Here is a 25,510-nt window from a genome sequence, read left to right on the forward strand (position 1 = left end):
CGGATGGAACGGCAGGAAGAACTCAATCCCGAGCGCAAGCCCGAGGACCGCGACCGCGCTTTGCGACCGCAAGGTCTCGAAGAGTTCATCGGTCAGGCAGAAGCCCGCGCCAACCTCCGCGTCTTCATTGAATCCGCCAAACGCCGCGGCGAGGCGATGGACCACACGCTGTTCCACGGCCCGCCAGGTTTGGGCAAAACGACCCTTGCACAGATCATGGCCCGCGAACTGGGCGTGAATTTCCGCATGACCTCCGGCCCCGTGCTGGCCAAAGCGGGCGACCTCGCTGCGATCCTGACGAACCTCGAAGCCAGAGATGTCCTGTTCATCGACGAAATCCACCGCATGAACCCTGCGGTGGAAGAGGTGCTCTACCCCGCGATGGAGGACTACGAGCTCGACCTCGTCATCGGCGAAGGCCCCGCTGCGCGCACCGTCCGTATCGAACTGCAACCCTTCACGCTGGTCGGCGCAACGACGCGGCTCGGCCTGCTGACCACGCCGCTGCGTGACCGCTTCGGCATTCCGACCCGCCTTCAGTTCTATAACGTCGAAGAACTCCACCAGATTGTGCAGCGCGGTGCCCGTCTGATGGGCGCACCTGCCGACGACGACGGTGCGCGCGAGATTGCAACCCGCGCACGCGGCACGCCCCGTATTGCAGGCCGCCTGCTGCGCCGCGTCGTGGACTTCGCCATCGTCGAAGGCGATGGCCGCGTCACTCAAGCCCTTGCAGATCGCGCCCTGACGCGCCTCGATGTCGACCACCTCGGCCTCGATGGCGCCGACCGCCGCTATCTCAAGCTCATCGCCGAAAGCTATGGCGGCGGCCCAGTTGGCATCGAAACCCTCTCTGCCGCGCTGAGCGAAAGCCGCGACGCGCTCGAAGAAGTTATAGAACCCTACCTCCTCCAGCAGGGCCTCATCCAGCGTACCCCGCGGGGACGTATGCTCACTCGCGCCAGCTGGCGGCACCTCGGCCTCGAGGCTCCGAAATCCGAAAGCGATCTCTTCGGCTGACCTGCCTTTGTGCCTCAAATATCCCGGGGGTGAATTGGCGAAGCCAAGAGGGAGCAGCGCCCCCGCCGCGCCATTGAACTGAAACCAACTTCGGGTTAATTGCGATCCAATGACGCCAGAAGATATTACCGCACTGTTCACCCGCAAAGACGGCTCCTACCTCTGCGCCCGCTGGGGCAGGCCAATTGTGCCTGTCGTTTTCGGGGTCGAGGATGAAACGCTCCAGACCGTGAAAGGCGCGATTGAAGCCATCGTCGCGCTGGCCGGTCACAACATGGACGAGACCGACACGGAACTTGGCGCCAACCTCATGGTATTTTTCTGCCGTGAGTGGAGCGAGCTCGAGGGCGTGCCGAACCTCGGTCAGCTCATCGACGGACTGCCGGATCTGGTGCAGCGCCTCGATGCGGCCGGCGCCAATCAGTACCGCACCTTCCGTTTCGACCAGCAGGGCGCGATCAAACTCTGCATCGTATTCGTCCGCATGGACGCGGAACTGGCCAAACAGCCAGCCGAGACCATCGCTCTCGCGCAGGCCGCTCAACTCATGCTCACATGGTCGGATCAGGCATTCGCTGACCGCTCTCCGCTGGCACTGGCCAATGGCAACGCGGTTCTGCGGCCTGAAATCGGCGCGGTCATTCAGGCGGCTTACGATCAAGTGATGCCGGTCAGCGCGCAGAACAGCAGCCACGCCCTGCGGCTATACGCCCGAACGCTGGGCTGAGTGCTAGACGCAGCGCGGAGGGCACCCTAACGTGCCCTCAATTCTGGAGGCCCGATGATCCACTCGTTCAACTGCCGCGTTTATTACGAAGACACCGACCTCGCCGGTATCGTCTATTATGCGAACTACCTGCGGTTCATCGAACGTGCCCGCTCAGAATGGGTGCGTGCGCGGGGTGTGAATCAACGGGCTTTGAAAGAGACCGAGGGCGTGGTTTTCGCCGTCCGCCGCGTGGAGGCCGACTACCTTCAGCCTGCCAAGTTTGATGACGAACTCACCGTACTGACCGAGATTGAAAACATCGGCGGTGCGAGCATGACGCTGAAGCAATCTGTAACACGGGATGGTGTGATCCTGTTTACTGCGGTGGTGACACTTGTCGCAATAGGCGCAAACGGGGCACCGGTCCGACTACCTGCTATTCTGCGCAAGCCTTTGCACTGATTGAATAAACGGCGTGTCGGGGTGCCTGTCGCGCTCACCGCAGTATACCCCTGATTGGCCGCTTTTTGCTCACGCGGAACCGTGATGCAGGATATCTAGCCTTGGTTCTGCAAATCCTGTATTTGTTGGTAAAAATGCGGCCAAAGTGAGCCGCCCGAAACGAGCAGGCAGATGGAAGCAGCAACCGATTATACGATGTGGGCACTTTTTGCCCGCGCGACCCTTCTTGTAAAACTCGTGATGATCCTTTTGGTCATGGCATCCATCTGGTGCTGGGCCGTCATCGTCGACAAGATCCGCCAGTACCGCAAAGCCCGCGCAGAAGCCGCCGAGTTCGATCGTGCGTTCTGGTCGGGTGAACCTCTCAACGAACTCTACGACCAGATCGGCAACAATCCCGAAGGTCCGGCGCAGCGCATCTTCGTGGCAGGTATGCTCGAATGGCAGCGCAGCATCCGTGACGACGGACGGTTCATTGCCAACGCGCAGGCCCGCATTGACCGCTCGATGGATGTCGCCATCGCGAAGGAGGCCGCGAACCTCCAGAAAGGTCTGCCGGTTCTGGCAACCGTTGGTTCGACCGCGCCGTTCGTTGGCCTGTTTGGTACCGTCTGGGGCATCATGAACTCGTTCATCGAGATCGCCGAAGCCCAGAACACCAACCTCGCCGTCGTTGCGCCCGGTATCTCCGAGGCGCTGCTGGCCACCGGTCTGGGTCTTCTGGCCGCTATCCCTGCGGTTATTTTCTACAACAAACTCTCGAATGACAGCGATCATATCATCGCGGGCTACGAGGCGTTTGCTGACGAATTCTCGACCATCCTCGGTCGTCAGCTGGATAGCTGATCATGGGTGCTGGTGTCATGAACAAGGGCGGAGGAGGCGGAAGCCGCCGTCGCCGTCGCCGCACGTCAGGTGGCAGCAAAGCCATGGCCGAAATCAACATCACGCCGTTCGTGGACGTGATGCTGGTTCTGCTCATCATCTTCATGGTCGCTGCGCCGCTCATGACGGTGGGCGTGCCTGTCGAACTGCCGAAAACCCAAGCCAGCGCGCTGCCGACCGATGAGGAAGAGCCGTTGACTGTCACCATTACCGCCGAAGGTGTGCTGCTCATCCAGAACACCGAAACGGAAGAGGGTGAACTGGTTGCCAAACTGCAAGCCATCGCGGCAGAGCGTTCTTCGGACCGCATCTATCTGCGAGCGGACGGCAGCAACGCTTGGAATAACGTGGCCGAGGTTATGGGCCTTCTGAACGCTGGTGGTTTCTCCAACATCGGTCTTGTGACCGATGTCGCATCCCCCGCGGGGACGGACGGGTAAGCCGTGGACTTCCGTCGTTACAGCGCCGGTACTTACGTTTCAGCAGCAGGGCACACCGCTTTGCTGTTCTGGCTCCTATTCGGCTGGGGCTTGAACAACGAGCCGATGGATTTTGACATCACCGAAGTGTCGGTCGTGTCGGGTGCGGAGTATGACGCGATCGTCGCTGCGTCCACGCCTCAAGCTACCACCGAAGAGCCTGCGCCGATGGCTCCGCCCGTTGTCGATGACACGCTGCCCGAGCCGACACCCGCCGAGGAAGCGCCTCAGCAGTCGCAGCCCGACGTGCCTGCCGCGCCGGTAGAAGAAACTCCGCCGCCTGAACCGCCGAGCCGCCCCGAACCGCCTGCCCAGATCGCCGAGGACGTGCCGGTTCTGCCCGCACCGCCCGCGCCGCCTGCTGCTGCGCCCGATCTGCCGCCGTCGGACCGTCCGGTTCCGCGTCCTGCAGACCGTGTCGCGAGCGAGGCCACGCCGCCTCCGCCGCCCGAGGCAGAGATTGCGCCTGACGCTCAGCAGGAAGTCGCGGAGGATGCCGAGGTCGTTCTGCCCGAGCCGGTTGAGGAAGAGCAGAGCGCCGCTGCGCCCGAAGAGTCGACGACCGAGATCGTAACCGAAGCGGAAACGCCTGCGGGTGCCGTCCAAAGCTCGCCGCGTCCGCCGTCGCGTCCGAACCGTCCGACGCCTCAGCCGGTCCAGACCGCAGAGACGGAACCGGAAGAAGAACCCGAACCCGCGCCGCAGCAGACCGAAGACGAAGCTGCCGCCCTGGCCGCTGCGCTTGCTGCTGCCAGCACGCCGACCGAAACGACGGCTCCCGCTGGTCCGCCGCTCACGGGCGGCGAGCAGGAAGCGTTCCGTCTGTCGGTCCAGAGCTGCTGGAACGTGGACACGGGTGCCGAGTGGGCCAATGTGGTTGTTACAGTTGGTTTCAGTCTGTCACGCGAAGGGCAAGTCATCGGCGAGATCAAAATGCTGAACTCGTCGGGCGGCACGTCCGCGCAAGCCAACACCGCATTCCAGGCTGCACGCCGCGCCGTGCTGCGTTGCCAGTCGAGCGGCTACAACCTTCCGGCTGAAAAATACGATAGCTGGAAAGAGGTTGAGATCACCTTCGACCCCTCGCAGATGGTGTACCGCTGATGCGTGGGGTTGTCGTTGCAGTGCTTGTGGTTCTGGCAGCGGCGGTCACCGCCGCTCCGCAAAGCCGCCTGCGGCCCACGCCGAACGAGAAAATGCTTTGCCTGAATACGCACCGCTATGACGATAGCGTTATTCACAAAGATACCGCCTTGCGCTGTCAGGCCGTGGATGCGGTTCTATCTACAGAGCAAAAGAAAATTAAGACGGAGGGATGGATGAAGATCGACGCAGCGAAAGACGGGGCCAACTGATGCCCGAGTTTTGCTGCACGAGAGCTACGCAAACGATGCCGGCATTTGTGCTAGGCGCGTCAGCGAATTCCCGTTCGACATCCATTCGTTTCGTTCATTTAAACGAGGAAGCCCATGTTTAAACGACTGTTGGCCCTGCTCTGCGCGATTGTGCTGGCCGGTCCTGTGATGGCCCAGACGCCGCTGCGCCTGACGATTACCGATGGTGTGATCGAGCCGCTGCCGTTCGCCGCCCCGACCTTTACCGCCGAGGTTGGCGGGTCGGAGCAGATGGCCGCCGACATCACACGCGTCATGTCCGAGGATCTGGTCAACACCGGTTTGTTCCGCCAGATCCCGTCGACCGCCTTCATCAGCCAACACACCTTTGGCGTTGCGCCGTCCTTCTCTGACTGGCGCGCTGTGAACGCGCAGGCGCTGGTTTCGGGCGCCGTGTCGGTTCAAGGCGATCAAGTTGTCGTCAAATTCCGCCTCTATGACGTGTTCTCGGGCAACGAGCTTGGCGAAGGTCAGCAGCTTGTCGCATCGACAAACGGCTGGCGCCGCCTTGCGCACAAGGTTGCCGATCAGGTTTACAGCCGCATCACGGGTGAGGCCGGCTACTTTGACAGCCGCATCATCTATGTCGCTGAGAGCGGTCCGAAGGACAACCGCCGCAAGGTCATCTCGATTATGGACTACGACGGCAACCCGAGCAGCGTCACCCAGCTGACCACCGGCAGCTCGCTGGTGCTTGCGCCGCGTTTCTCGCCCACTGGCGACCGCGTACTGTACACCGACTACGCGTCGGGCAGCCCGCGGATCAACATGATCAACGTGGCCAACCCCGCGCCGATCCAGATCCAGACGGCTCCGGGCAACATGGCGTTCACGCCGCGTTTCTCGCGCGATGGTTCCAAGGTGATTTACTCGCTGGAAACCGGCGGTAACACCGACATCTGGATTACCGATATCGCCAGCGGCCAGCACACCCGTCTGACCAACGCAACGTCCATCGAGACCGCACCGTCGCTTTCGCCGGATGGCTCGCGTATCGTGTTCGAAAGCGACCGCTCGGGCTCACAGCAGTTGTACGTCATGCCGATCACCGGTGGTGAGCCGCAGCGTATTTCGTTCGGCGAAGGCCGTTATGGCACCCCTGTCTGGTCGCCGCGCGGTGACCTGATCGCTTTCACCAAGCAGAACGCGGGCGCGTTCCACATCGGCCGTATGCGCACCGATGGCAGCGACGAACGCCTTCTGTCGTCCGCGTCGGGTAGCTTCCTTGACGAAGGTCCGACTTGGGCGCCGAACGGCCGCGTGATCATGTTCTTCCGCGAACGCCTCGGCACTGACGGTGGTCCGTCGCTCTACACGGTTGACGTGTCGGGCCGGAACCTGCGTCAGATCCCGACCAACGGCTTTGCTTCGGACCCGTCGTGGGGCCCGCTCCGCAATTAACCCCTTCGGTATGGGAGATTCCCAAGTGGCGTCTCCCATGCTACCTTGAAATAAAACGAGCATTCGAATTTACAGGAACCCCACCATGCGTAGCACCCTGACCAAAGCGGCTCTCGCCGTCCTCGTCCTTGGCACCGCCGCTTGTACGAACCCCAACCGCTTCGGCGGCAACAGCAACAGCGTCGATCTGAACGCGAACGGCGCTTACGGCGCTGGCGCGAATGGTATGGCTGCCGATCCGTCGAGCCCTGCCTACTTCCAGCAGACGATCGGCGACCGCGTTCTGTTCAACGTCGACCAGTCGACCCTGACGCCCGCTGCGATGCAGACCCTCGACGGTCAGGTCCAGTGGCTGATGACCAACCTCGACTACACCGCCGTGATCGAAGGCCACGCCGACGAACAGGGTACTCGCGAGTACAACCTTGCTCTGGGCGCACGCCGTGCGAATGCCGTCTACGAATACCTTGTCAGCAAGGGCATCCCCGCATCGCGTATCCGCACTGTGTCCTACGGCAAAGAGCGTCCGGCAGCGACCTGCGCGAACGAAAGCTGCTACACGCAGAACCGCCGTGCCGTCACCGTGATCAACATCGCGGCACTGAGCTAAGCTGAAACGAAGGGGAGAGAGCTATGATCCGCAAGTCTATCGTTGCGCTCGCGCTATCTGTCGCTCTGCCTTGTGCCGCTCTGGCGCAGGACGGAACACTCGCTGACGTGCGTCAGGAGCTCACGACCCTTTACGTCGACGTGCAGTCGCTCAAAGCGGAGATGACATCGACCGGTGAACTGACCATGGGCACCGTCGGGAACACTCCGCTTGAGCGTCTGGACTCGATTTCCGCGCAGCTTCAGGTTCTAACGTCGAAGACCGAAGAGCTGGAATTCCGCATCAACCGCATTGTGCAGGATGGCACCAACCGCATCGGAGACCTCGAATTCCGCCTGTGTGAGCTGGAAGAGTCTTGCGATATCGCGACCCTCGGCGACACCCCGTCGCTGGGTGGCAACATCGGTGCAGGCAACCAGCCGGTCGCACAAGAGCCGATCGATATCTCGCCGCAGCCTGAAATGGCGATGAGCGAGCAGTCCGATTTCGACAACGCTGTCGCGGCGATGGAAGAGGGCGATTTCGAAGGCGCGGCCCAGATGTTCGAAAGCTTCGCGAACACCTATCCTGGCAGCACGCTGTCGCAACAGGCGCATTACTTCCGCGGCGAAAGCTACGAGTCCCTTGGGCGTATGACCGACGCGGCGCGCGCCTACCTCGACGCGTATTCGACCGACCAGAACGGTGTAATGGCGGCTGATGCGATGTTCAAACTCGGCATGTCGCTGGGTGCAATCGGCCAGACGCAGGACGCTTGCGTGACGCTCCAGCAGGTCGGACTGAAGTTCCCCGACAGCGAGGCGGTTTTGGACGCCGAAGCCGCTATGCAGAACCTGTCGTGCCAGTAACGCCTCAGAGCGAGTTGGACCACGTTTTACATAAGATCGAACAGCGGGCCGGAGACGGCCCGTTTGCTATTGCGGTGTCCGGTGGCGGGGACTCGATGGCTTTACTCGATATGGCTATTCGCGTTGCGCCTGATCGTGTGAGGGCTGTGACGGTTGATCACGGCCTGCGTGCAGAAGCCGCAGCAGAGGCGGAAGCCGTTGCTGCGTTTTGTACTGAACGCGGCGTGCCGCATACGGTGCTTCACTGGAATGGCGATGAAGCCGAGGGCAACCTGATGGAAGCCGCACGTCAGGCCCGCTACGGCTTGATTGCAGACTGGGCCGAGGGGCAGGGGATCGGTAAGGTCCTTCTTGGTCAAACCAAGGATGATCAGTCCGAGACGTTCCTCATGCAGCTGACCCGTGGCGCTGGAGTTGACGGTCTCTCGGCGATGGCGGACGCGTTCGATGTGGGCGGTGTATCGTTCATCCGCCCGATGCTTGATGTCACGCGTGAGGACTTGCGGGATTATCTGACCGACCGAAACATCGCTTGGGCCGACGATCCGACCAATGACAATCCGAAATACGCCCGCGTGCGTTTCCGACAGGCGATGCCGCAACTCTCCGACCTTGGACTAACCCATGACGCTCTGGCAAAGACGGTGGCGGCCATGCAGTCGGGCAAAGACGCGCTGGACCACTATGCGGCAATCGAGGCCGCGCGGCTTGTCACCATTGTTGATGGCGACGCCGTCATCCCGCAGCACATCCAGCCCGCGATCCCTGCGGACATCGAACGGCGCATCTGGCTCGCGATCCTGATGTGGATCGGTGGGGGCACCCATACGCCGCGCCAAAGCGCGCTCGACGAACTGACTGCTGCAGTTGCCGATGGCCGCGGGCACACAGTCAACGGCTGCCAGATTACCATCAAATATGGCGCCGTCAGGATCACGCGCGAACTGAGCGCGATCAGCGGAAAAAGAATCGCTTCTACCGAAATCTGGGATCGTAGGTGGCGCCTGAATGGTCCCCACAAGGCCGGATTGAAGATCGCGCCGCTCGGTGAACAGGGTCTGCGCGATTGCCCCGATTGGCGAGAAACCCGTCAACCGAGGCACACTCTGATCGCTTCGCCTGCGGTTTGGCAGCAAGAACGGCTTGTTTCCGCGCCTTTGGCAGGATTTTCGAACGATTGGGAAGCGCAGATTGTCACGCCTTTCACTGTGGGGAAGAAGGTCCATTGAACCTCCCCGCGCGATCCCTATTTTAAGACGGAAGCATGCCGTGCGTATAAGCGGCACGAAGTCAAAGGAGTTCCCCCTTGGGTAACGCAAGAAACATCGTCTTCTGGCTCGTCCTCTTTGTGTTGGTCGTGTCACTGTTCAACGTCATCTCTTCGCCGCCGTCGTCGCTTCAGTCGACCTCGCGCAGCTACTCGGAATTCATCGAGGCTGTTGAGAATGACCAAGTGGCCAGCGTCGAGCTGGACGGTGAGCGTGTCACCTATGTCGGAACCGACGACCGCACCTATTCGACGGTCAAACCCGAAGACGCATCGGTCACCGATATCCTGATTGCGAACGACGTTCCGGTTTCGGCCGATCCGCAAGAGCAGTCGATCTTCCAAGCGATCCTCGTGAGCCTGCTGCCGTTCCTGCTGCTGATCGGTGTCTGGATCTACTTCATGAACCGCATGCAAGGCGGCGGTCGTGGCGGCGCGATGGGCTTTGGCAAATCGAAGGCCAAGATGCTGACCGAAAAGCATGGCCGCGTCACCTTTGACGACGTTGCCGGTATCGACGAAGCCAAGGAAGAACTCGAAGAGATCGTTGAATTCCTGCGCAACCCGCAGAAATTCTCGCGCCTCGGCGGCAAGATCCCCAAGGGTGCGCTGCTTGTAGGCCCTCCGGGTACTGGTAAAACCCTGCTTGCCCGCGCAATCGCTGGCGAAGCCGGTGTTCCGTTCTTCACCATTTCCGGCTCGGACTTCGTTGAAATGTTTGTCGGTGTGGGTGCGTCCCGCGTCCGCGACATGTTCGAACAGGCCAAGAAAAACGCGCCGTGTATCGTCTTCATTGACGAAATCGACGCAGTCGGTCGTCACCGTGGTGCCGGTTATGGCGGCGGTAACGACGAGCGCGAACAGACCCTCAACCAGCTGCTGGTCGAGATGGACGGTTTCGAAGCCAATGAAGGTGTGATCATCGTTGCTGCGACCAACCGCCGTGACGTGCTCGACCCCGCGCTTCTGCGTCCGGGCCGTTTCGACCGTCAGGTCACCGTTCCGAACCCTGACATCAAAGGCCGCGAGAAGATCCTCGCTGTTCATGCTCGCAAAACTCCGCTGGGCAAAGACGTCGACCTGCGCATCATCGCACGCGGTACGCCGGGCTTCTCGGGTGCTGACCTGATGAACCTTGTCAATGAGGCTGCCCTGATGGCTGCCCGCGTTGGCCGCAGCTTTGTCACCATGGTCGATTTCGAGAACGCAAAAGACAAGGTCATGATGGGTGCGGAGCGTCGCTCGATGGTTCTGACGCAGGACCAGAAGGAAAAGACCGCTTACCACGAAGCTGGTCACGCCGTTGTCGGTCTGACTCTGCCGAAGTGTGACCCTGTCTACAAGGCGACCATCATTCCGCGCGGTGGCGCGCTGGGTATGGTTGTCTCGCTACCGGAAATGGACCGCCTGAACTGGCACAAGTCCGAATGTCACCAGAAGCTTGCGATGACGATGGCGGGTAAGGCCGCCGAAATCATTAAGTACGGTGAGGACGAGGTCTCCAACGGTCCGGCTGGCGATATCCAGCAGGCATCGCAACTGGCGCGCGCCATGGTGCTGCGTTGGGGCATGTCGGACAAGGTCGGCAACCTCGACTATTCGGAAGCTCACGAAGGTTACTCGGGTAATACTGCCGGCTTCTCTGTTTCGGCTCGGACCAAAGAGCTGATCGAAGAAGAGGTCCGCGACTTCATCCAGCATGGCTACGAAGAAGCTTACCGCATCCTGACCGAAAAGAAGGATGAGTGGGAGCGTCTGGCCCAAGGTCTGCTCGAATACGAGACCCTGACTGGCGAAGAGATCAAGCGCGTCATGAAAGGCGAGCCGCCGCAAGGTAACGGCGACGATCAGGACAAGGACGAGAGCGGTTCCGTCCACGCGATGCCGAAGACACGCAAGGCCAAGAAGCCGAGCGATGACAGCGGCCTCGAACCGGAGCCGACGGCTTGACCCCGACGATGAAAAACGACTGGCGCCCCGAAACCTACGCAAGGTTTCGGGGCGTTCGTTTGCGGCCTGCCCTCGATCTGCTGGCGCAGATCGGTGAATTGCCCGAAGGCGACGTGATCGACCTTGGTTGTGGTGACGGCGCGGTGGCTGAAGCACTTGCCCTGCGCTTTGCCGATAAGGCGATCAAGGGCGTCGACAGCAGCCCCGCGATGCTCGCCAAAGCATCTGCGACGCGCTGCTACGATGACCTTGTCCACGCGGACATCGTGCATTGGGAGCCTGCGGATACGCCTGCGGTGATCTTCTCCAACGCTGCGCTGAACTGGGTGTCCGACCACAAACAGATGATGCCACGCATCGCCGCGTTCCTGCCACAGGGCGGGGTGCTCGCCGTGCAGATGCCCGGCCAGCACGACGCACCGTCGCACGCGCTCGCCCGCAAGGTCGCCAAGCGCATGTTCCCCGACCGTTATCCGTGGCCCGATCCGGTTGCGCACGTGCTCAATCCTGCCGAATACCTCGACCTGCTAGCGCCGATTGGTAATGTCGAGGCGTGGGAGACAACGTACATCCAGACGCTTTCTGCCGATGACGGCAGCCATCCGGTTCGACGTTTTACCGAGGCGACCTACCTCCGTCCCATCCTTGACGTGCTGAACGACGAGGAGACCGACAGCTATATTTCCGAGTACGAGGCAGAACTTGGCAAGGCATATCCCGTCAGCTACCAAGGCGTGTGCCAGATGCCATTCCGGCGCGTATTCTTTGTATTGACGAAAGACTAATGCCCGCACTCGTTCCGACCGACTATTACGGTAAAATCACTTGGCTGGGCTTCATGCCCGTTTTGTCCGACCGCACCATCACCTCTGAAGGGGTGACGGAGATGCCGCTGGACCTCAATGGTTTCGAAAAGGACGCCCACTATGGCCGCACGCGCCCGTCGTGCAGCCGCGTGACGCTCCAGCATCCCAAGAACACCGAGATCGCGAACGTGCGCCAGCTGTCGATCCTGTCGGCAGAAGAGATGGCTGCCATTGCGATGAAGCTGGATCTGGAGGAGCTCGATCCTCTCTGGCTCGGCGCGACCGTCGTGGTGTCCGGCATCCCCGATTTCACCCATATTCCCCCGTCGAGTCGCCTTCAGGCACCGAACGGGACGACGCTCATCGTCGATATGGTAAACCAGCCCTGCAACATCGTTTCGATGACGATCGAGCAGGACAAACCGGGGCACGGCAAAAAATTCCGCCAAGCTGCTCAAGGTCGCCGCGGCGTCACCGCATGGGTCGAACGCGAAGGCGGATTGAAGATCGGCGACCTCCTGAGGCTCCACGTTCCCCAGCAACGGGCATGGTCGCCGGACTAAAACGCGAGTTTCCTATACGAAAATAACGGACCTGCCTTGGCCGATTCCACGCCTGAAAACGTCGGAAATCGCGCGCGTTCCTTATTTCGTTGAAGCTAGGAGTGTGGCAACTCAACGCCGCAGCGGCAGAGTGTGCGCCTGTCCGTTGCTACCAACTGACCAGAACGAAGAGGACCCGATGAGCGCGAAAGTAATCGACGGCAAAGCGTTTGCGGCAAACGTCCGCGAAAAGGTTGCGGGCCATGTGACCCGCCTCAAGGAAGAGAACGGCATCACGCCCGGTCTCGCTGTGGTTCTGGTCGGTGAAGACCCCGCGTCGCAGGTCTACGTCCGTATGAAGGGCAAGCAGACCGTCGAAGTCGGCATGAACTCCTACGAGCACAAGCTGGACGCCGACACCTCGGAAGAGGCGCTGCTCGCGCTGATCGACCAGCTGAATAACGATCCGGCAGTTCACGGCATCCTCGTCCAGCTTCCGCTGCCGTCGCATCTGAACTCCGACCTCGTCATCAACTCGATTTCGCCTGCGAAGGACGTCGATGGTTTCCATACCTCGAACGTTGGTCTGCTCGGTACCGGTCAGAAGTCGATGGTACCCTGCACGCCGCTCGGCTGCCTGATGATGCTGCGTGACCACCACGGCTCGCTCTCGGGTATGAACGCCGTCGTCATTGGTCGCTCGAACATCGTGGGCAAGCCGATGGCCCAGCTGCTGCTGAATGACAGCTGCACCGTAACGATCGCTCACAGCCGCACCAAGAACATTCAGGACGTCGTCAAGCAGGCAGACATCGTCGTCGCCGCTGTCGGTCGTCCCGAGATGGTCACCGGCGAATGGATCAAGGATGGCGCGACCGTCATCGACGTGGGCATTAACCGGATCGAGCGCGACGGCAAAACCAAGCTGGTCGGTGACTGCGAGTATGATTCCTGCGCCGAAGTGGCTGGCGCCATCACGCCCGTGCCGGGCGGCGTCGGTCCGATGACTATCGCCTGTCTGCTGGCGAACACCGTGACGGCCTGCTGCCGCGCGAACAATCTGGCAGAGCCCGAAGGCCTCACCGCCTGATCTGGTAGGATAATCTGACTAAAAGCGGGCCTTCGGGCCCGTTTTTCATTTTGCCGCCACGTATTCCTTGCCGCGACCCGTTTTCATGTGTGCAAAGTGAATCACATTTTGCGTAAAAAATTTGCATAGTTCCAAAGTGCGTCTGGCAACCTGTCTTTTTGTGCAATATTGCCGACTTTATCCAGTGAATCGCAGTTTTCGTGCATTTGAGCAAAGCATCGGGGGATACCTTGCCCAGTTATCGCGAGGCGCCATTGCCATCTTTTCGTCCGCGCGTGCGGATCGCAGCAATTATGAGTGTGATTGCCGGCTGGACCGCGCCGTTTAACACCATTTGGATTCAGCCTGTCGCTCTGCGTATGTTGTTCTGGGCGAGTATTTGCTTCGGCACGATTTTCGTCGTCCAAGGCATTCGCTTGGTGATCGTTCGCATTGTTCCGGACTGGATGCGGTATCAGGTCGACATTCTTTCGATGTTCCTGATGACCTTCATCGCCGCGCCTGTCATCTACTTCGCATTGAGGTTCGGCGGCGCGCCGGAAGCGCTGCGGCCTGAGTTACTGGTGCTATGGCTCGATATCTTCGTGGTTTGCGTAGCCATTGCGTTGATCCGCACCGTCGTTCTTCGCCAGCGCTGGCAGCCTGTCCCCGTGGTCACAATTGCAGCGAATGTGGCGCATGAATTCACCGCGCCGGTGAAGGTGCAGATGCTCGAACGGTTGGAAGGCGTCGACGATGCCAGCAAGATCATCCGCCTCAGCAGTGACAACCATTATGTCGTCGTGACGATCGTCGGACAGGAGCAGCAGCGCGTGCTCATGCGCCTTGGCGATGCGGTTAAGGAGATGACTGGCGTCGATGGCATTCAGGTCCACCGTTCACATTGGGTCGCCCGCGCCGCAATCGAGCGTATCGGCCGCGTGGACTCCCGCGACTACGTCTGGCTGACGGACGGCTCCCAGGTGCCTGTCTCCAAGAGCGGCAAGGAAAGCCTGCGTGAGGCGGGGATTATCTTCGACGCGCAGCCTTCAACGGCACAGCAAGACATCGCGGCCCAGTAAGCACGGCAATCGCCGCCGCGCTGAACATCTGCACAAGCGGGGCGCGGTTTGCGTACATGCCGCCTGTGTAGGTCCCGAAAGCGGGCATGATCAGGCGGTTTTCGTCATAGACAAATGCGGGCCGCGACTGGCCGGAAATGCTGTGCTTGGGGTGATAATGGCCCGAAACCTCGGCCACCGCGCCGTCCTCGGCGATATGGCGGAACACCAGCGGTCCGACCTTGTACTCGGCAAGGTAATCGCCTCCGAGCTCGACCGGCCCTGCATCATGGTTGCCCGCGATCCAGATCCACTCGCGACCGGCCTGCATGCGCGTGAGCCAGAGGCGTTCGTTGTCGGGCATGGCTTCAATGGCTTCGACGTCATCGAAACTGTCGCCGAGGCAAACCACGCAAGCCGGATCATAAAGCTGGATGTCCTCGTCAAGCCGAGCGAGCGTATCGCGTGTCTCGTAGGGCGGGAGCATTCCACGACCTTTACGCGCAAACCGTTCCGCTTTGCACAGGTGCAGGTCCGAAACGACAAGCGTCCGCGTCTCCGCAAGCCAAAGCGCGCCAGAGGGCAGGGCGGTCAGTGGGACACCGGCAAGAGTGAAGGCATGAGTGGTCATGCCGGTTTTCTTGAGCCTTTCCCGCGAATGGTCAAGTGCACGGAAGCGTTAGAACGGGCGAAGGTGGCAGGGGATGCGGATAGGATCGACCTGCTTGGGCTTTTTACCGATGAGGCCGAAAAGGGCCTCCAGCATCGCCGGCACGTCCTGTTCGACCATCCCGACGTTGCCAGGAAGGTAGGACCCGAAGGGATCCCAGTCGAAACAGCCGTAGCGAACTTGGGCAGCCGCCTCGCCAAGGCCGCTGTGCCAGCGCACGACACCTTCGAGCGATATGGTGGAGTTCACGAAAATGCCCATCGGACCGTCAGGGCGCAGATCGGCAAGCCGTCCGGCGGCGCTGTTGGCCGAGTAACCTGCGGCCATGATGTGATCGTCGGGGACGTCGATGCCGCGCTCGTTGTGGGCACGGAAAAAGCCGTCGAGACGGGCGGCGGTGTTGTTATCCGACAAGCGACCACCGACGAAGCGCAGCGGGCCCTCCCAGCCGAGATCAGCCTTGCAGCGGTCGAGGATAAGGTTCGTCAGCGCATAGGCGGCGTTGCCGTTGTCCGAAATAACCGAAGGCGCATCGTGGCCGGGCAGGTCGAGGTTCAGCGATTGCACACCATTCGCGGCACAAAGCGCGGTGATGCGGTCGGGATCGGTCGCACCGGTCGAGATCAGGCAGTCCACTTGATAGGATAGCAACTCGCGCGCGGCCTCGACTTCGAGCTCGGGATCACGCTGCGTGCAGGTGATGACTGGAAACATGTTGTTGGCGCGGGCGAGGGCTTCGAACTGTTCGGCAATCGCTCCGAAAAAACGGTTGTCGTACTTGGGCATAATCATCCCGACGATGTTCGAGCGGTCCTTGCGTAGGGCGCTCGCCTGCATGTTCACAGCGTAGCCTTGCTCCTCCGCCACCTTGAGGATTCGTTGCGCAAGTTTCTCGCTGATTCGACGCTTCTTCCACGAGCCGTTAATCACCGAACTGACCGCCGTGGGCGACGTTTCGGCGATTTTCGCAAGATCGTAGATCGTTGGCCTCTTTGAAGAATTTGTCTCGTTCAACGCCTTACACGCCCTGTCGAATGTAACTTTTTGCAACCCCATGTTGACAGGATGCGTAAGCGGTGGCAATCATGCTCCATCGGTTGAGCAAATGTTTGAGCAAATGCACAATCGGTGTAGCAGCCCGAGGAGGGGCGAGGGAGGACATCGCTGATACCGGAAGTCGTGTGCGCGGCTTTCCTGTAGCGCGGCCCACAGTTGTGGCGCCGGTCCCCCTTCGTTTGGCCGCAAAAACGGGCATAAAAAACCGGAGGAGATTGGAATGAAATTCCGTAAGACATCGCTGGCCGCAGCTTCGACCGTCGTCGCTGCACTTTTCACCACCGCCGCTACGGCTGAGACCGTTGCGTTCCTGATGCCCGACCAGGCATCGACCCGCTATGAACAGCACGACTATCCGGGCTTCCAGGCCGCTATGGACGAGCTCTGTGCTGACTGCACCGTGATCTACCAGAACGCAAACGGCGACGTTGCTCTCCAGCAGCAGCAGTTCAACTCGGTCATCGCGCAGGGCGCGAGCGTCATCGTTCTCGACCCCGTCGACTCGTCGGCTGCTGCGGCTCTGGTTCAGATCGCACACTCGCAGGACGTCAAAGTCGTCGCCTATGACCGCCCGATCCCGGACGTTCCGGCTGACTTCTACGTCTCGTTCGACAACGAAGGCATCGGCCGCGCTATCGCCCAGTCGCTCGTTGACCACCTCGAAGAGATGGGCGTCGAAGAAGGCGCTGGCGTTCTCCAGATCAACGGCTCGCCGACCGACGCTGCTGCCGGCCTGATCCGTGACGGTATCGACTCGGCTCTGGACAACTCGATCTACGTGACCCTGTCCGAGTTCGACACTCCGGATTGGGCTCCGCCGAAGGCGCAGGAATGGGCTGCAGGTCAGATCACCCGCTTCGGTTCGGACATCAAAGGCATCGTGGCTGCGAACGACGGCACCGGTGGCGGCGCGATCGCTGCTCTGAAAGCTGCCGGTGTTGACCCGCTTCCGCCGGTCACCGGTAACGACGCAACCATCGCTGCTCTCCAGCTGATCATCGCTGGCGACCAGTACAACACCATCTCGAAGCCGTCGGAAATCGTTGCCGAAGCTGCCGCACACGTTGCCATGCAGTTGATCAACGGTGTGACCCCTGAAGCGACCTCGACCCTGTACGACACGCCTTCGCAGCTGTTCGTTCCGGCCGTTGTCACTCAGGAAAACATCAAGGCCGAAATCTTCGACAAGGGCATCCAGACTGCTGAAGAAGTCTGCACCGGCGAATACGCTGACGCCTGCGCCGAACTGGGTATCGAGTAATCCAACGGCGGGGGCGGCATCCAGCCGCCCCCAACGCCATTTTAAGGGGAGGGGAGCCAATGACGGCTGATAAAGGCGAGCTTATTCTCAAGCTTCGTGGAGTTTCCAAACAGTTCGGAGCGGTGACTGCGCTCAAGGACATCGAACTGGACGTACATGCCGGAGAGGTTGTCGCGCTGGTCGGTGACAACGGCGCAGGCAAATCGACGCTGATCAAGGTTCTGGCAGGTGTTCACCAGCCGACCGAAGGTACGATCGAATGGTGCGGCAAGCCCGTGTCGCTCGACAGTCCGGGTACGGCGCTGGAGCTTGGCATCGCGACCGTATTCCAGGATCTCGCGCTCTGCGAAAACCTCGACGTTGTGTCGAACCTCTTCCTCGGTCACGAAATCAATCCGTGGCAGCTTGATGAAGTGCAGATGGAGGTCCGTGCATGGACGCTTCTGCGCGAGCTGGCCGCCCGTATTCCGTCGGTCCGCGAACCCATCGCTTCGCTCTCGGGCGGTCAGCGCCAGACGGTTGCGATTGCGCGTTCGCTGCTGCTCGACCCCAAGATCATCATGCTCGACGAACCGACCGCTGCGCTGGGTGTCGCCCAGACCGCCGAGGTTCTGAACCTGATCGAGCGCGTCCGTGATCGTGGTCACGGCGTGATCCTGATTTCGCACAACATGGAAGATGTGCGTGCTGTTGCCGACCGTATCGTCGTGCTGCGTCTGGGTCAGAACAACGGTGTCTTCACCAACGAGACCTCCCATCAGGAACTGGTCGCCGCCATCACCGGCGCGTCCGAAAATGCCGTGTCGCGCCGTATGGCCCGCAAACAGGAGGAAGCGGTATGACCAATATTTCCGACCAACTCGACCGCGAAGACAGCCGCGTCCGTCATGACGAAGGCATCGGCGGCGCCATCCGTGCGTTTTTCGACCGCGTGAAATCCGGCGACCTCGGCATGCTGCCGGTCTTCATCGGCCTCCTGCTGATTTCGGTCGTGTTCAGCTCCCTGAACCCCGTCTTCCTTGCCCCGAATAACCTTGTGAACCTGCTGTTCGATGCGGCCGCTATCGGTCTGATTTCGCTCGGTGTTGTCTGCGTTCTGCTACTGGGCGAGATTGACCTGTCCATCGGTTCGATGAGCGGTCTGGCCTCCGCGCTGATCGGTGTGCTCTGGGTGAATGCTGGCCTTCCGTGGCCGTTCGCCGTTGTGCTTGCCGTGCTCGCCGGTGCGGCTGTCGGTCTGCTCTACGGCTTCCTGCGCAATAAGTTCGAGATGCCCTCGTTCGTTGCGACCCTCGCCGGTCTGCTCGCGCTGCTCGGCCTTCAGCTTTACCTGCTGGGTTCGACCGGTTCGATCAACCTGCCGTATACCTCGACCCTCGTGAAGTTCGGTCAGATCATGATCATGCCCGCTTGGTTGAGCTACATCTGCGCGCTTCTGCCGGGTGCCGTCATTGTCTACACCGGCATGAACACCAACAAACGCCGCCGCGCCGCCAATCTGTCGAGCCCGGGTATGTCGGTGGTCTTTGCCAAGGCAATCATCATCACCGTCGCGCTGGTCTTCTGCGTCTACTACCTCGAACTTGGTCGCGGTGTGCCGTGGATGTTCGCTGTCTTCACAGTCTTCGTGATCGCTCTCGAATACGCTCTGCGCCGCACCAAATGGGGCCGCTCGATGTTCGCTGTCGGTGGTAACGCCGAAGCTGCCCGCCGCTCGGGTATCAATGTCCGCGGCATCCGTATGTCGGCCTTTATGATCTGTTCGGCCTTCGCCTCGCTCGGCGGTGTGTTTGCGGCCTCGCGTCTTGCCTCCGCCAGCCAGCAGGCCGGTACGGGCGACGTGAACCTCAACGCGATTGCCGCGGCTGTGATCGGTGGCACCTCGCTCTTTGGTGGCCGTGGTTCGGCTTGGTCCGCGCTGCTCGGTGTGATCGTGATCCAGGCGATTTCGAACGGTCTGACCCTTCTGAACCTCAGCTCTTCGCTGCGCTACATGATCACAGGTGCCGTTCTGGCCATCGCCGTGATCGTCGACTCTCTTGCTCGTCGCTCCCGCGCCAGCCACGGTCGTGCGTGATCGAAAGGACCAATCATGCTCATGAAAGATAAAACCGCCGCCATTACCGGAGCCGCCTCTGGCATCGGTCTGGCCTGTGCCAAGAAGCTGCTCGAAGAAGGTGCCAAGGTCGTTCTGATCGACCGCGATGCCGAAAAGCTCGAAAAGCTCTGCGGCGAGCTGGGCGAGAATGCCAAGCCGATGGTCCTCAATCTGTTCGACGGTGCTGCGGTGTCCGGCATGATGCCGAAGATCGAAGAACTGGTCGGTCCGCTTGATATCTTCCACGCCAACGCCGGTGCTTACATCGGCGGGGCGGCGGCAGAGGGTGATCCCGACGCTTGGGACCGTATGCTGAACCTCAATATCAACGCGGCTTTCCGCTGTGTGAATGCGGTTCTGCCCAAGATGATCGAACGCAAAACTGGCGACGTGATTTTCACGTCGTCGGTGGCGGGCGTCGTCCCCGTCGTATGGGAGCCGATCTACACCGCGTCCAAGTTCGCGGTTCAGGCGTTCATGCACACCACCCGCCGACAGGTTTCCGAACACGGCATCCGTATGGGTGCCGTCCTCCCAGGGCCGGTCGTCACAGCACTGCTGGATGACTGGCCCAAAGCGAAAATGGACGAAGCTCTGGCCAACGGCTCGCTGATGCAGCCTGTCGAAGTGGCCGAAGCCGTTCTGTTCATGCTCAGCCGTCCGCGCAATGTGGTGATCCGTGACCTCGTGATCCTGCCCAACAGCGTGGACCTCTAAGGCCCGCGAAGGAGAAACTCATGACTGGAGGAGAGGGCGGCTACGTCGTCGGTGTCGATGTCGGCACCGGTAGCGCACGGGCCGGTATCTTTACGCTCGCGGGGGAAATGGTCGGCACCGACAAGTGCGCCATCACGCTCTACCGCGATCCGGGTTCGATCGTCGAACAGTCGAGCGACGAAATCTGGCAAGCCGTCGTCAAATCGGTGCGCGGCGCTGTCGCTGCCGCCAAGGTCGATCCGGCGGACATCAAGGGCATCGGTTTCGACGCCACCTGTTCGCTAGTCGTGCTGGGCGAGAACGGTCAATCGATGCCTGTCGGTGATCCGGCCAAGCCCGAGCGCAACATCATCGTGTGGATGGACCACCGCGCGCTTGAGCAGGCCGAGCGTATCAACGCCAAGGGACACCGCGTTCTCGACTATGTCGGGGGGCGCATCTCGCCCGAGATGGAAACGCCCAAGCTGCTGTGGCTCAAGGAAAACCGACCTGAGATTTTCGCAAACGCCTGGCAGTTCATGGACCTGACGGACTTCCTGACGTGGCGGGCCACGGGTGACGTGTCGCGGTCGGTTTGTACGGTGACGTGCAAGTGGACCTATATGGCGCACGAGAATGCGTGGGACGCGAGCTACTTCAACTCTGTCGGTCTCGAAGAACTGACCGAGGACGGGTTCAAGCGCATCGGGGACATCGTTGTGCCTGCGGGTCAGGCGCTGGGGCAGGGGCTTGATGCCCGCGCTGCCGAAGAGTTGGGCTTGCTGGCGGGAACGCCTGTGGGCGCAGGTCTGATCGACGCCCATGCGGGCGGGATCGGTACTGTCGGCGCGGCCGGTGGTGGCGGGGCAGAGGCGAACCTCGCCTATGTGTTCGGCACCTCGTCCTGCACGATGACGTCGACCGCAGAGCCTGTCTTTGTGCCCGGCGTTTGGGGGCCTTATTATTCGGCGATGGTGCCGGGTCTGTGGCTCAACGAAGGCGGCCAGTCCGCTGCGGGCGCTGCCATCGATCACCTGCTGGAGCATCATCCCGCGACCGCTGAAGCGCGGGAACTGGCGGCGGCCGACGGCAAGTCCTTGCCCGAGTGGTTGGCGGATCGCGCTGCGGCTTCGCTAAAATCGGGTGGTCATGCTGCCGACCTGGCAAGCGGCCTGCACGTGGTGCCAGAGTTCCTCGGTAACCGTGCACCCTACGCTGATCCGCATACCCGTGCGGTGATTGCGGGCCTCGGGATGGAGCGAGACGTGGACAGCCTCGTGTCGCTTTACATCGCGGGACTTTGCGGCATCGGCTACGGCCTTCGCCAGATCGTCGAAGCGCAGGATCGCGCGGGCGCGAGCATCGACAGCATCGTCATCAGCGGCGGTGCAGGTCGGAACGAAATGATCCGCCAACTCCTCGCCGATGCGACGGGCAAGGAAATCGCGGTGCCTGCGGTGGACGAACCTGTTCTCCTCGGTTCGGCTATTCTTGGCGCTGTGGCGGCAGGCATCCACGCAGACATCCCTGCTGCGATGATGGAGATGTCGCAGTTTGCCAATCGCTATGCCCCCGAGGCAGAGGCGCGCGAAGTGCACGAGAGCCGTTTCCGCACGTTCGAGCAGTTGCAAGCTGTTGCCCGCGCGGCGGCTATTCGCTGAAACCTTGGCTGGAGGGGCGCTGCCCCTCTGGCCTGCGGCCATTCACCCCGAGGTATTTGGGTCAGAATGAAGAGCCGCTTGCGCGAGCGGAAATGCTATCGCACAAGGGCTCATGGTCTTTCGCAGTTACATGTCAGAAGCGCTGGAAGAAGCGCGGCTTGCCGGAGAGCGCGGCGAGGTGCCGGTTGGCGCTGTTGTCGTATCGCCTGACGGCGAGGTCGTGGCGCGAGCAGGGAACCGGACACGGGAGTTGTCTGACCCCACGGCCCATGCCGAGACTTTGGCGATCAGAGCGGCTTGTGCTGCGGCGGGGTCGGAGCGGCTAACGGGCTATGATCTGTACGTGACGCTCGAGCCGTGTCCGATGTGCGCGGCGGTCATTTCGTTTGCGCGGATCGGGCGGCTTTATTACGGGGCATCCGATCCGAAGTCGGGCGGTGTGGCGCAAGGGCCGCGCGTTTATTCCCATCCGCAATGCCACCACGCGCCCGAGGTGTACGACGGGATCGCAGCACCCGAGGCGGAACGGATGCTGCGGGAGTTCTTTGCCAGCCGCCGTTAGAGCGTGATCGTTTCCATCACTTCGGGCGAGAGGACATCGACGTTCGGCAATGCCTCGATCAGTTCGGTCGGTTCCTGAGCCAGCAGCGGGAACGTGCGGTAGTGGCAGGGGATCACGGTTTTGAAATCGAAGAACCGTTTCGCCGCATAGGCGGCGCCTTCCATATCCATCGTGAAGTGCCCACCGCAGCACAGAATGCCGATGTCGGGTTTGTAGCGGTCTGCGATCAGCTCCATGTCCATCATGACATCGGTATCGCCGGTGAAGTAGATCGAGTGGCCTTCGGCGCGGATCACGAAGCCTGCCTCGCCGCCAGCGTAGACGGGCATTCCGCCTTTGTAGTCGATGCTGGAAGAGTGGACGGCATTCACCATCGTCACGCGCACGTCGCCCAGAGTGATCGTGCCGCCCTTGCCGAAGCCGTTGGTTTTGGCGCCGTCTTCGGTGAGGATGTCGGACAGCTCGTGCATACACAGGATCGGGATGTCGAGGTCCTTGGAGATGCTGACGCAATTGCTCGCGTGGTCGCCGTGTCCGTGGGACAGCAGGATGGCGGTTGCGCCTTTAATGGCGTCGTCGCGGCGGTCTTCGGGGAAGGCGGGGTTGCCCGAGAGCCAAGGGTCGATCAGCAGGATCTGGTCTGCGATTTCGAGGCGGAAGCTGGAATGGCCAAGCCAGGTGAGTTTCATCGAAAGCTCCATTTGTTTGCACCAATGGTAACGCAAGGAGAACATTCGGCAATTATTGGACGGGTTTCTAACCTCAGGGTTGCAATCGCGTCCAAGTTATCGCAAGGGAATGTAACGGTAGGCCGATTTGCGGCTGCCGACTCCTGACATAACCGCAAGTAACCACCGAAAGGGTGTGTGACTCTTATTCCAAGGGACGCATATGGCCGTACTCCGTCGTAATGCCTTTGAAGAAACGCTGAAGAACCTCGCGCTGGGGTTGGGAATCCTCTCAACCGTCGCCATCGTTCAGGACTGGTATCCGCTGAACATGTTTCTGTCGCTGCCGTTCTGCGTGATATGGTGGTATCTGGCGTGGCTACGGACGGAACCGCAGCTCAAGTGGGTCAACATCCTCTTCACCGGCTTCTATCTCTACGGAATCGGCAGATATGTGGTTCTAGGCGTCTGATTTTCAGCGCTGGCCTTGCGAGGTGCGCGTCAGAGCGGTAAACGCCATTCGACCCATAATACGGAGAGGCCCATGTCGATCGACACGGAAACCGCCCGCCGCGTGGCCAAGCTGGCCCGTATCAAGGTGGAAGACGACGCGCTGCCCGAACTGGCGCAGGAATTTAACGCTATTCTCGGCTTCATCGAGCAACTCGAAGAAGTGGACGTCGATGGTGTGGAGCCGATGACCTCGGTCACGCCGCAGCGCCTCAAGCGCCGCGAAGACGTCGTGACCGATGGCGACCAGCAGGAAGCAGTCCTGAAGAACGCGCCCGACGCGCGCGAGGGTTTCTTTGCCGTGCCGAAGGTGGTGGAATAATGACCGATCTGAACAAGCTCACGATCGCCGAAGCACGCGACGCTCTGAAGAAGGGCGAGACTACTTCGGTTGCGATCACCGAGGCATGTCTGGCCGAAATCGAAGCGCAGGGCGTCCTGAACGCCTTCGTGCACAAGACACCGGAAATCGCGCTCGATATGGCAAAGGCCGCTGACGCGCGTGGTTATGCGGACGGCGCTGCGCTGAACGGTATCCCGCTCGGCATCAAGGATCTGTTCTGCACCAAGGGCGTCGACTCGCAGGCCGCTTCCGGCATCCTCAATGGCTTCAAACCTGAGTACGAGTCGACCGTGACAACCAAGCTCTTCGCGAGCGGTGCGGTCATGCTCGGCAAGCTGAACATGGACGAATTCGCGATGGGTTCGTCAAACGAAAGCTCGGTTTACGGCCCGTCCGTGAACCCGTGGAAGGTCGATGACCGCAACCTGATCCCCGGCGGTTCGTCGGGTGGTTCGGCGTCGGCTGTTGCTGCTGACCTCTGCATCGGTGCAACCGGCACGGACACCGGTGGCTCGATCCGCCAGCCTGCCGCGCTGACCGGTACCGTCGGTATCAAGCCGACTTACGGCCGCGTGTCGCGTTGGGGCATCATCGCTTACGCGTCCTCGCTCGATCAAGCCGGTCCGATGACCAAGACCGTGCGCGACAGCGCCATCATGCTGTCGGCGATGGCCGGTCACGACATGAAGGACTCGACCAGCGCCGACCTCGCCGTTCCGGACTTCGAAGCCGCGCTGACCGGTGACATCAAAGGCAAGACCATCGGTATTCCGCGCGAATACCGCCTCGACGGTCTGAACGCCGATGTGGCCAAGCTCTGGGATCAGGGCGCGGAAATGCTGCGTGACGCAGGTGCCAAGGTTGTCGACATCAGCCTGCCGCACACCAAATACGCGCTGCCGACCTACTACGTCATCGCATCGGCTGAAGCGTCTTCGAACCTCGCCCGCTATGACGGTGTCCGCTTTGGCGAACGCGCCAAGCTGGGTGCTGGCGACGGCATCACCGAGATGTACGAAAAGACCCGCGCCGCAGGCTTCGGTCCCGAAGTGCAGCGCCGCATCATGGTCGGCACCTACGTACTTTCGGCTGGCTTCTACGACGCCTACTACAACCGCGCCCGCAAGGTCCGTACGCTCATCAAGCGCGACTTCGAGAACGCGTTTGCCGAAGGTGTCGATGCGATCCTCGCTCCGGCAACCCCGTCGCCCGCGTTCGGTATCGGCGAAGTGTCGGACCACGATCCGGTGCAGATGTACCTGAACGACGTGTTCACCGTGACGCTGAACCTCGCCGGTCTTCCGGGTGTTTCGGTGCCTGCGGGCCTCGCGTCGAACGGTCTGCCGCTGGGTCTCCAGCTGATCGGTCGCGCTTGGGAAGAGGCCGACCTGCTGAATATCGCCTACACGCTGGAACAGAAGACCGGCTTTGTGGCGAAGCCCGAAAAGTGGTGGTAACGTCGTTTTAACGACATCAGAGGCA

General features: G+C 61.0%; 28 protein-coding genes. 25 read left to right on the plus strand and 3 right to left on the minus strand.

Annotated features, from left to right (window positions below):
• Nucleotides 1-3 precede the first annotated feature (3 nt).
• The 16 genes from ruvB to IF204_RS01450 all read left to right on the plus strand — a co-directional run bounded on the left by ruvB (nt 4) and on the right by IF204_RS01450 (nt 14,524).
• A complete protein-coding gene (gene ruvB, locus IF204_RS01375; protein ID WP_194094074.1) occupies nt 4-1,020 on the plus strand; it encodes a Holliday junction branch migration DNA helicase RuvB in 1,017 nt (338 codons plus the stop codon).
• A gap of 109 nt (nt 1,021-1,129) precedes the next feature.
• A complete protein-coding gene (locus tag IF204_RS01380) occupies nt 1,130-1,747 on the plus strand; it encodes a hypothetical protein (protein WP_194094075.1) in 618 nt (205 codons plus the stop codon).
• A gap of 54 nt (nt 1,748-1,801) precedes the next feature.
• On the plus strand, nt 1,802-2,191 hold the full coding sequence (gene ybgC / locus IF204_RS01385; RefSeq protein ID WP_194094077.1) for a tol-pal system-associated acyl-CoA thioesterase: 390 nt from the start codon (nt 1,802-1,804) through the stop codon (nt 2,189-2,191).
• A gap of 171 nt (nt 2,192-2,362) precedes the next feature.
• Complete coding sequence (tolQ, locus tag IF204_RS01390) at nt 2,363-3,037, plus strand: protein TolQ (RefSeq protein WP_175580992.1); 675 nt, start codon at nt 2,363-2,365, stop codon at nt 3,035-3,037.
• A gap of 2 nt (nt 3,038-3,039) precedes the next feature.
• Nucleotides 3,040-3,516, plus strand: a complete 477-nt coding sequence (locus IF204_RS01395) for an ExbD/TolR family protein (protein ID WP_167637588.1) — start codon at nt 3,040-3,042, stop codon at nt 3,514-3,516.
• Between the two features lie 3 nt (nt 3,517-3,519).
• Entirely contained in the window at nt 3,520-4,659 is a 1,140-nt protein-coding gene (locus tag IF204_RS01400) for a hypothetical protein (RefSeq protein WP_194094078.1), read from the plus strand.
• The gene (locus IF204_RS01405) at nt 4,659-4,910 is read left to right on the plus strand and encodes a hypothetical protein (RefSeq protein WP_194094080.1); all 252 of its coding nucleotides are present in this window, start codon (nt 4,659-4,661) and stop codon (nt 4,908-4,910) included. The genes IF204_RS01400 and IF204_RS01405 overlap by 1 nt, the downstream gene beginning before the upstream one ends.
• A gap of 114 nt (nt 4,911-5,024) precedes the next feature.
• Nucleotides 5,025-6,350 (plus strand): Tol-Pal system beta propeller repeat protein TolB, encoded by a 1,326-nt coding sequence (gene tolB / locus IF204_RS01410; RefSeq protein WP_194094082.1) that lies wholly within the window; start codon nt 5,025-5,027, stop codon nt 6,348-6,350.
• Between the two features lie 85 nt (nt 6,351-6,435).
• Nucleotides 6,436-6,960: a peptidoglycan-associated lipoprotein Pal gene (gene pal, locus IF204_RS01415; RefSeq protein ID WP_194094084.1), complete on the plus strand. Its 525-nt coding sequence runs from the start codon at nt 6,436-6,438 to the stop codon at nt 6,958-6,960.
• A 23-nt stretch (nt 6,961-6,983) separates the two neighbouring features.
• On the plus strand, nt 6,984-7,808 hold the full coding sequence (ybgF, locus tag IF204_RS01420) for a tol-pal system protein YbgF (RefSeq protein ID WP_194094085.1): 825 nt from the start codon (nt 6,984-6,986) through the stop codon (nt 7,806-7,808).
• Between the two features lie 74 nt (nt 7,809-7,882).
• Nucleotides 7,883-9,037, plus strand: a complete 1,155-nt coding sequence (tilS, locus tag IF204_RS01425) for a tRNA lysidine(34) synthetase TilS (RefSeq protein WP_322743301.1) — start codon at nt 7,883-7,885, stop codon at nt 9,035-9,037.
• A gap of 77 nt (nt 9,038-9,114) precedes the next feature.
• Nucleotides 9,115-11,025, plus strand: coding sequence for an ATP-dependent zinc metalloprotease FtsH (gene ftsH, locus IF204_RS01430; protein WP_194094089.1), 1,911 nt, complete (start codon nt 9,115-9,117; stop codon nt 11,023-11,025).
• Complete coding sequence (locus IF204_RS01435) at nt 11,022-11,810, plus strand: methyltransferase domain-containing protein (RefSeq protein WP_228069006.1); 789 nt, start codon at nt 11,022-11,024, stop codon at nt 11,808-11,810. The genes ftsH and IF204_RS01435 overlap by 4 nt, the downstream gene beginning before the upstream one ends.
• Nucleotides 11,810-12,394: an MOSC domain-containing protein gene (locus IF204_RS01440; protein ID WP_194094091.1), complete on the plus strand. Its 585-nt coding sequence runs from the start codon at nt 11,810-11,812 to the stop codon at nt 12,392-12,394. Before IF204_RS01435 ends, IF204_RS01440 begins: the two co-directional genes overlap by 1 nt.
• Nucleotides 12,395-12,572: 178 nt before the next feature.
• A complete protein-coding gene (folD, locus tag IF204_RS01445; RefSeq protein WP_194094093.1) occupies nt 12,573-13,463 on the plus strand; it encodes a bifunctional methylenetetrahydrofolate dehydrogenase/methenyltetrahydrofolate cyclohydrolase FolD in 891 nt (296 codons plus the stop codon).
• 230 nt (nt 13,464-13,693) lie between these two features.
• The gene (locus IF204_RS01450; RefSeq protein ID WP_194094095.1) at nt 13,694-14,524 is read left to right on the plus strand and encodes a LytTR family DNA-binding domain-containing protein; all 831 of its coding nucleotides are present in this window, start codon (nt 13,694-13,696) and stop codon (nt 14,522-14,524) included.
• On the opposite strand, the gene pdeM is transcribed toward IF204_RS01450, so the two are convergent.
• Nucleotides 14,472-15,134 (minus strand): ligase-associated DNA damage response endonuclease PdeM, encoded by a 663-nt coding sequence (gene pdeM / locus IF204_RS01455; RefSeq protein WP_194094097.1) that lies wholly within the window; start codon nt 15,132-15,134, stop codon nt 14,472-14,474. The two genes, IF204_RS01450 and pdeM, sit on opposite strands and share 53 nt — an antisense overlap.
• A 48-nt stretch (nt 15,135-15,182) precedes the next feature.
• Nucleotides 15,183-16,229: a LacI family DNA-binding transcriptional regulator gene (locus IF204_RS01460; RefSeq protein ID WP_194098111.1), complete on the minus strand. Its 1,047-nt coding sequence runs from the start codon at nt 16,227-16,229 to the stop codon at nt 15,183-15,185.
• Between the two features lie 220 nt (nt 16,230-16,449).
• Between IF204_RS01460 and IF204_RS01465 the strand changes: the two genes are divergently transcribed.
• The 6 genes from IF204_RS01465 to IF204_RS01490 all read left to right on the plus strand — a co-directional run bounded on the left by IF204_RS01465 (nt 16,450) and on the right by IF204_RS01490 (nt 22,507).
• On the plus strand, nt 16,450-17,490 hold the full coding sequence (locus tag IF204_RS01465; RefSeq protein WP_194094098.1) for an ABC transporter substrate-binding protein: 1,041 nt from the start codon (nt 16,450-16,452) through the stop codon (nt 17,488-17,490).
• A gap of 59 nt (nt 17,491-17,549) precedes the next feature.
• Nucleotides 17,550-18,332 (plus strand): ATP-binding cassette domain-containing protein, encoded by a 783-nt coding sequence (locus IF204_RS01470; RefSeq protein ID WP_194094100.1) that lies wholly within the window; start codon nt 17,550-17,552, stop codon nt 18,330-18,332.
• Complete coding sequence (locus tag IF204_RS01475; protein WP_194094101.1) at nt 18,329-19,567, plus strand: sugar ABC transporter permease; 1,239 nt, start codon at nt 18,329-18,331, stop codon at nt 19,565-19,567. Before IF204_RS01470 ends, IF204_RS01475 begins: the two co-directional genes overlap by 4 nt.
• A 15-nt stretch (nt 19,568-19,582) precedes the next feature.
• Nucleotides 19,583-20,305 carry an SDR family oxidoreductase gene (locus tag IF204_RS01480; protein WP_228069008.1) on the plus strand — a complete coding sequence of 241 codons (723 nt, stop codon included), beginning with the start codon at nt 19,583-19,585 and terminating at the stop codon, nt 20,303-20,305.
• A gap of 20 nt (nt 20,306-20,325) precedes the next feature.
• Nucleotides 20,326-21,945 carry an FGGY-family carbohydrate kinase gene (locus tag IF204_RS01485; RefSeq protein WP_194094103.1) on the plus strand — a complete coding sequence of 540 codons (1,620 nt, stop codon included), beginning with the start codon at nt 20,326-20,328 and terminating at the stop codon, nt 21,943-21,945.
• Nucleotides 21,946-22,057: 112 nt separating this feature from the next.
• Nucleotides 22,058-22,507 carry a nucleoside deaminase gene (locus IF204_RS01490; RefSeq protein WP_194094104.1) on the plus strand — a complete coding sequence of 150 codons (450 nt, stop codon included), beginning with the start codon at nt 22,058-22,060 and terminating at the stop codon, nt 22,505-22,507.
• On the opposite strand, the gene IF204_RS01495 is transcribed toward IF204_RS01490, so the two are convergent.
• Nucleotides 22,504-23,196 (minus strand): metal-dependent hydrolase, encoded by a 693-nt coding sequence (locus IF204_RS01495; RefSeq protein ID WP_194094106.1) that lies wholly within the window; start codon nt 23,194-23,196, stop codon nt 22,504-22,506. The two genes, IF204_RS01490 and IF204_RS01495, sit on opposite strands and share 4 nt — an antisense overlap.
• 202 nt (nt 23,197-23,398) lie before the next feature.
• Between IF204_RS01495 and IF204_RS01500 the strand changes: the two genes are divergently transcribed.
• The 3 genes from IF204_RS01500 (at nt 23,399) to gatA (ending at nt 25,485) form a co-directional block, all read left to right on the plus strand.
• Entirely contained in the window at nt 23,399-23,647 is a 249-nt protein-coding gene (locus IF204_RS01500; protein WP_167637608.1) for a peptidase, read from the plus strand.
• Between the two features lie 72 nt (nt 23,648-23,719).
• The gene (gatC, locus tag IF204_RS01505; RefSeq protein WP_167637609.1) at nt 23,720-24,007 is read left to right on the plus strand and encodes an Asp-tRNA(Asn)/Glu-tRNA(Gln) amidotransferase subunit GatC; all 288 of its coding nucleotides are present in this window, start codon (nt 23,720-23,722) and stop codon (nt 24,005-24,007) included.
• On the plus strand, nt 24,007-25,485 hold the full coding sequence (gene gatA, locus IF204_RS01510; RefSeq protein WP_194094107.1) for an Asp-tRNA(Asn)/Glu-tRNA(Gln) amidotransferase subunit GatA: 1,479 nt from the start codon (nt 24,007-24,009) through the stop codon (nt 25,483-25,485). The genes gatC and gatA overlap by 1 nt, the downstream gene beginning before the upstream one ends.
• Nucleotides 25,486-25,510 lie beyond the last annotated feature (25 nt).

Source organism: Marivivens aquimaris (assembly GCF_015220045.1).
In the GTDB taxonomy this organism is placed as follows: Bacteria; Pseudomonadota; Alphaproteobacteria; order Rhodobacterales; family Rhodobacteraceae; genus Marivivens; species Marivivens aquimaris.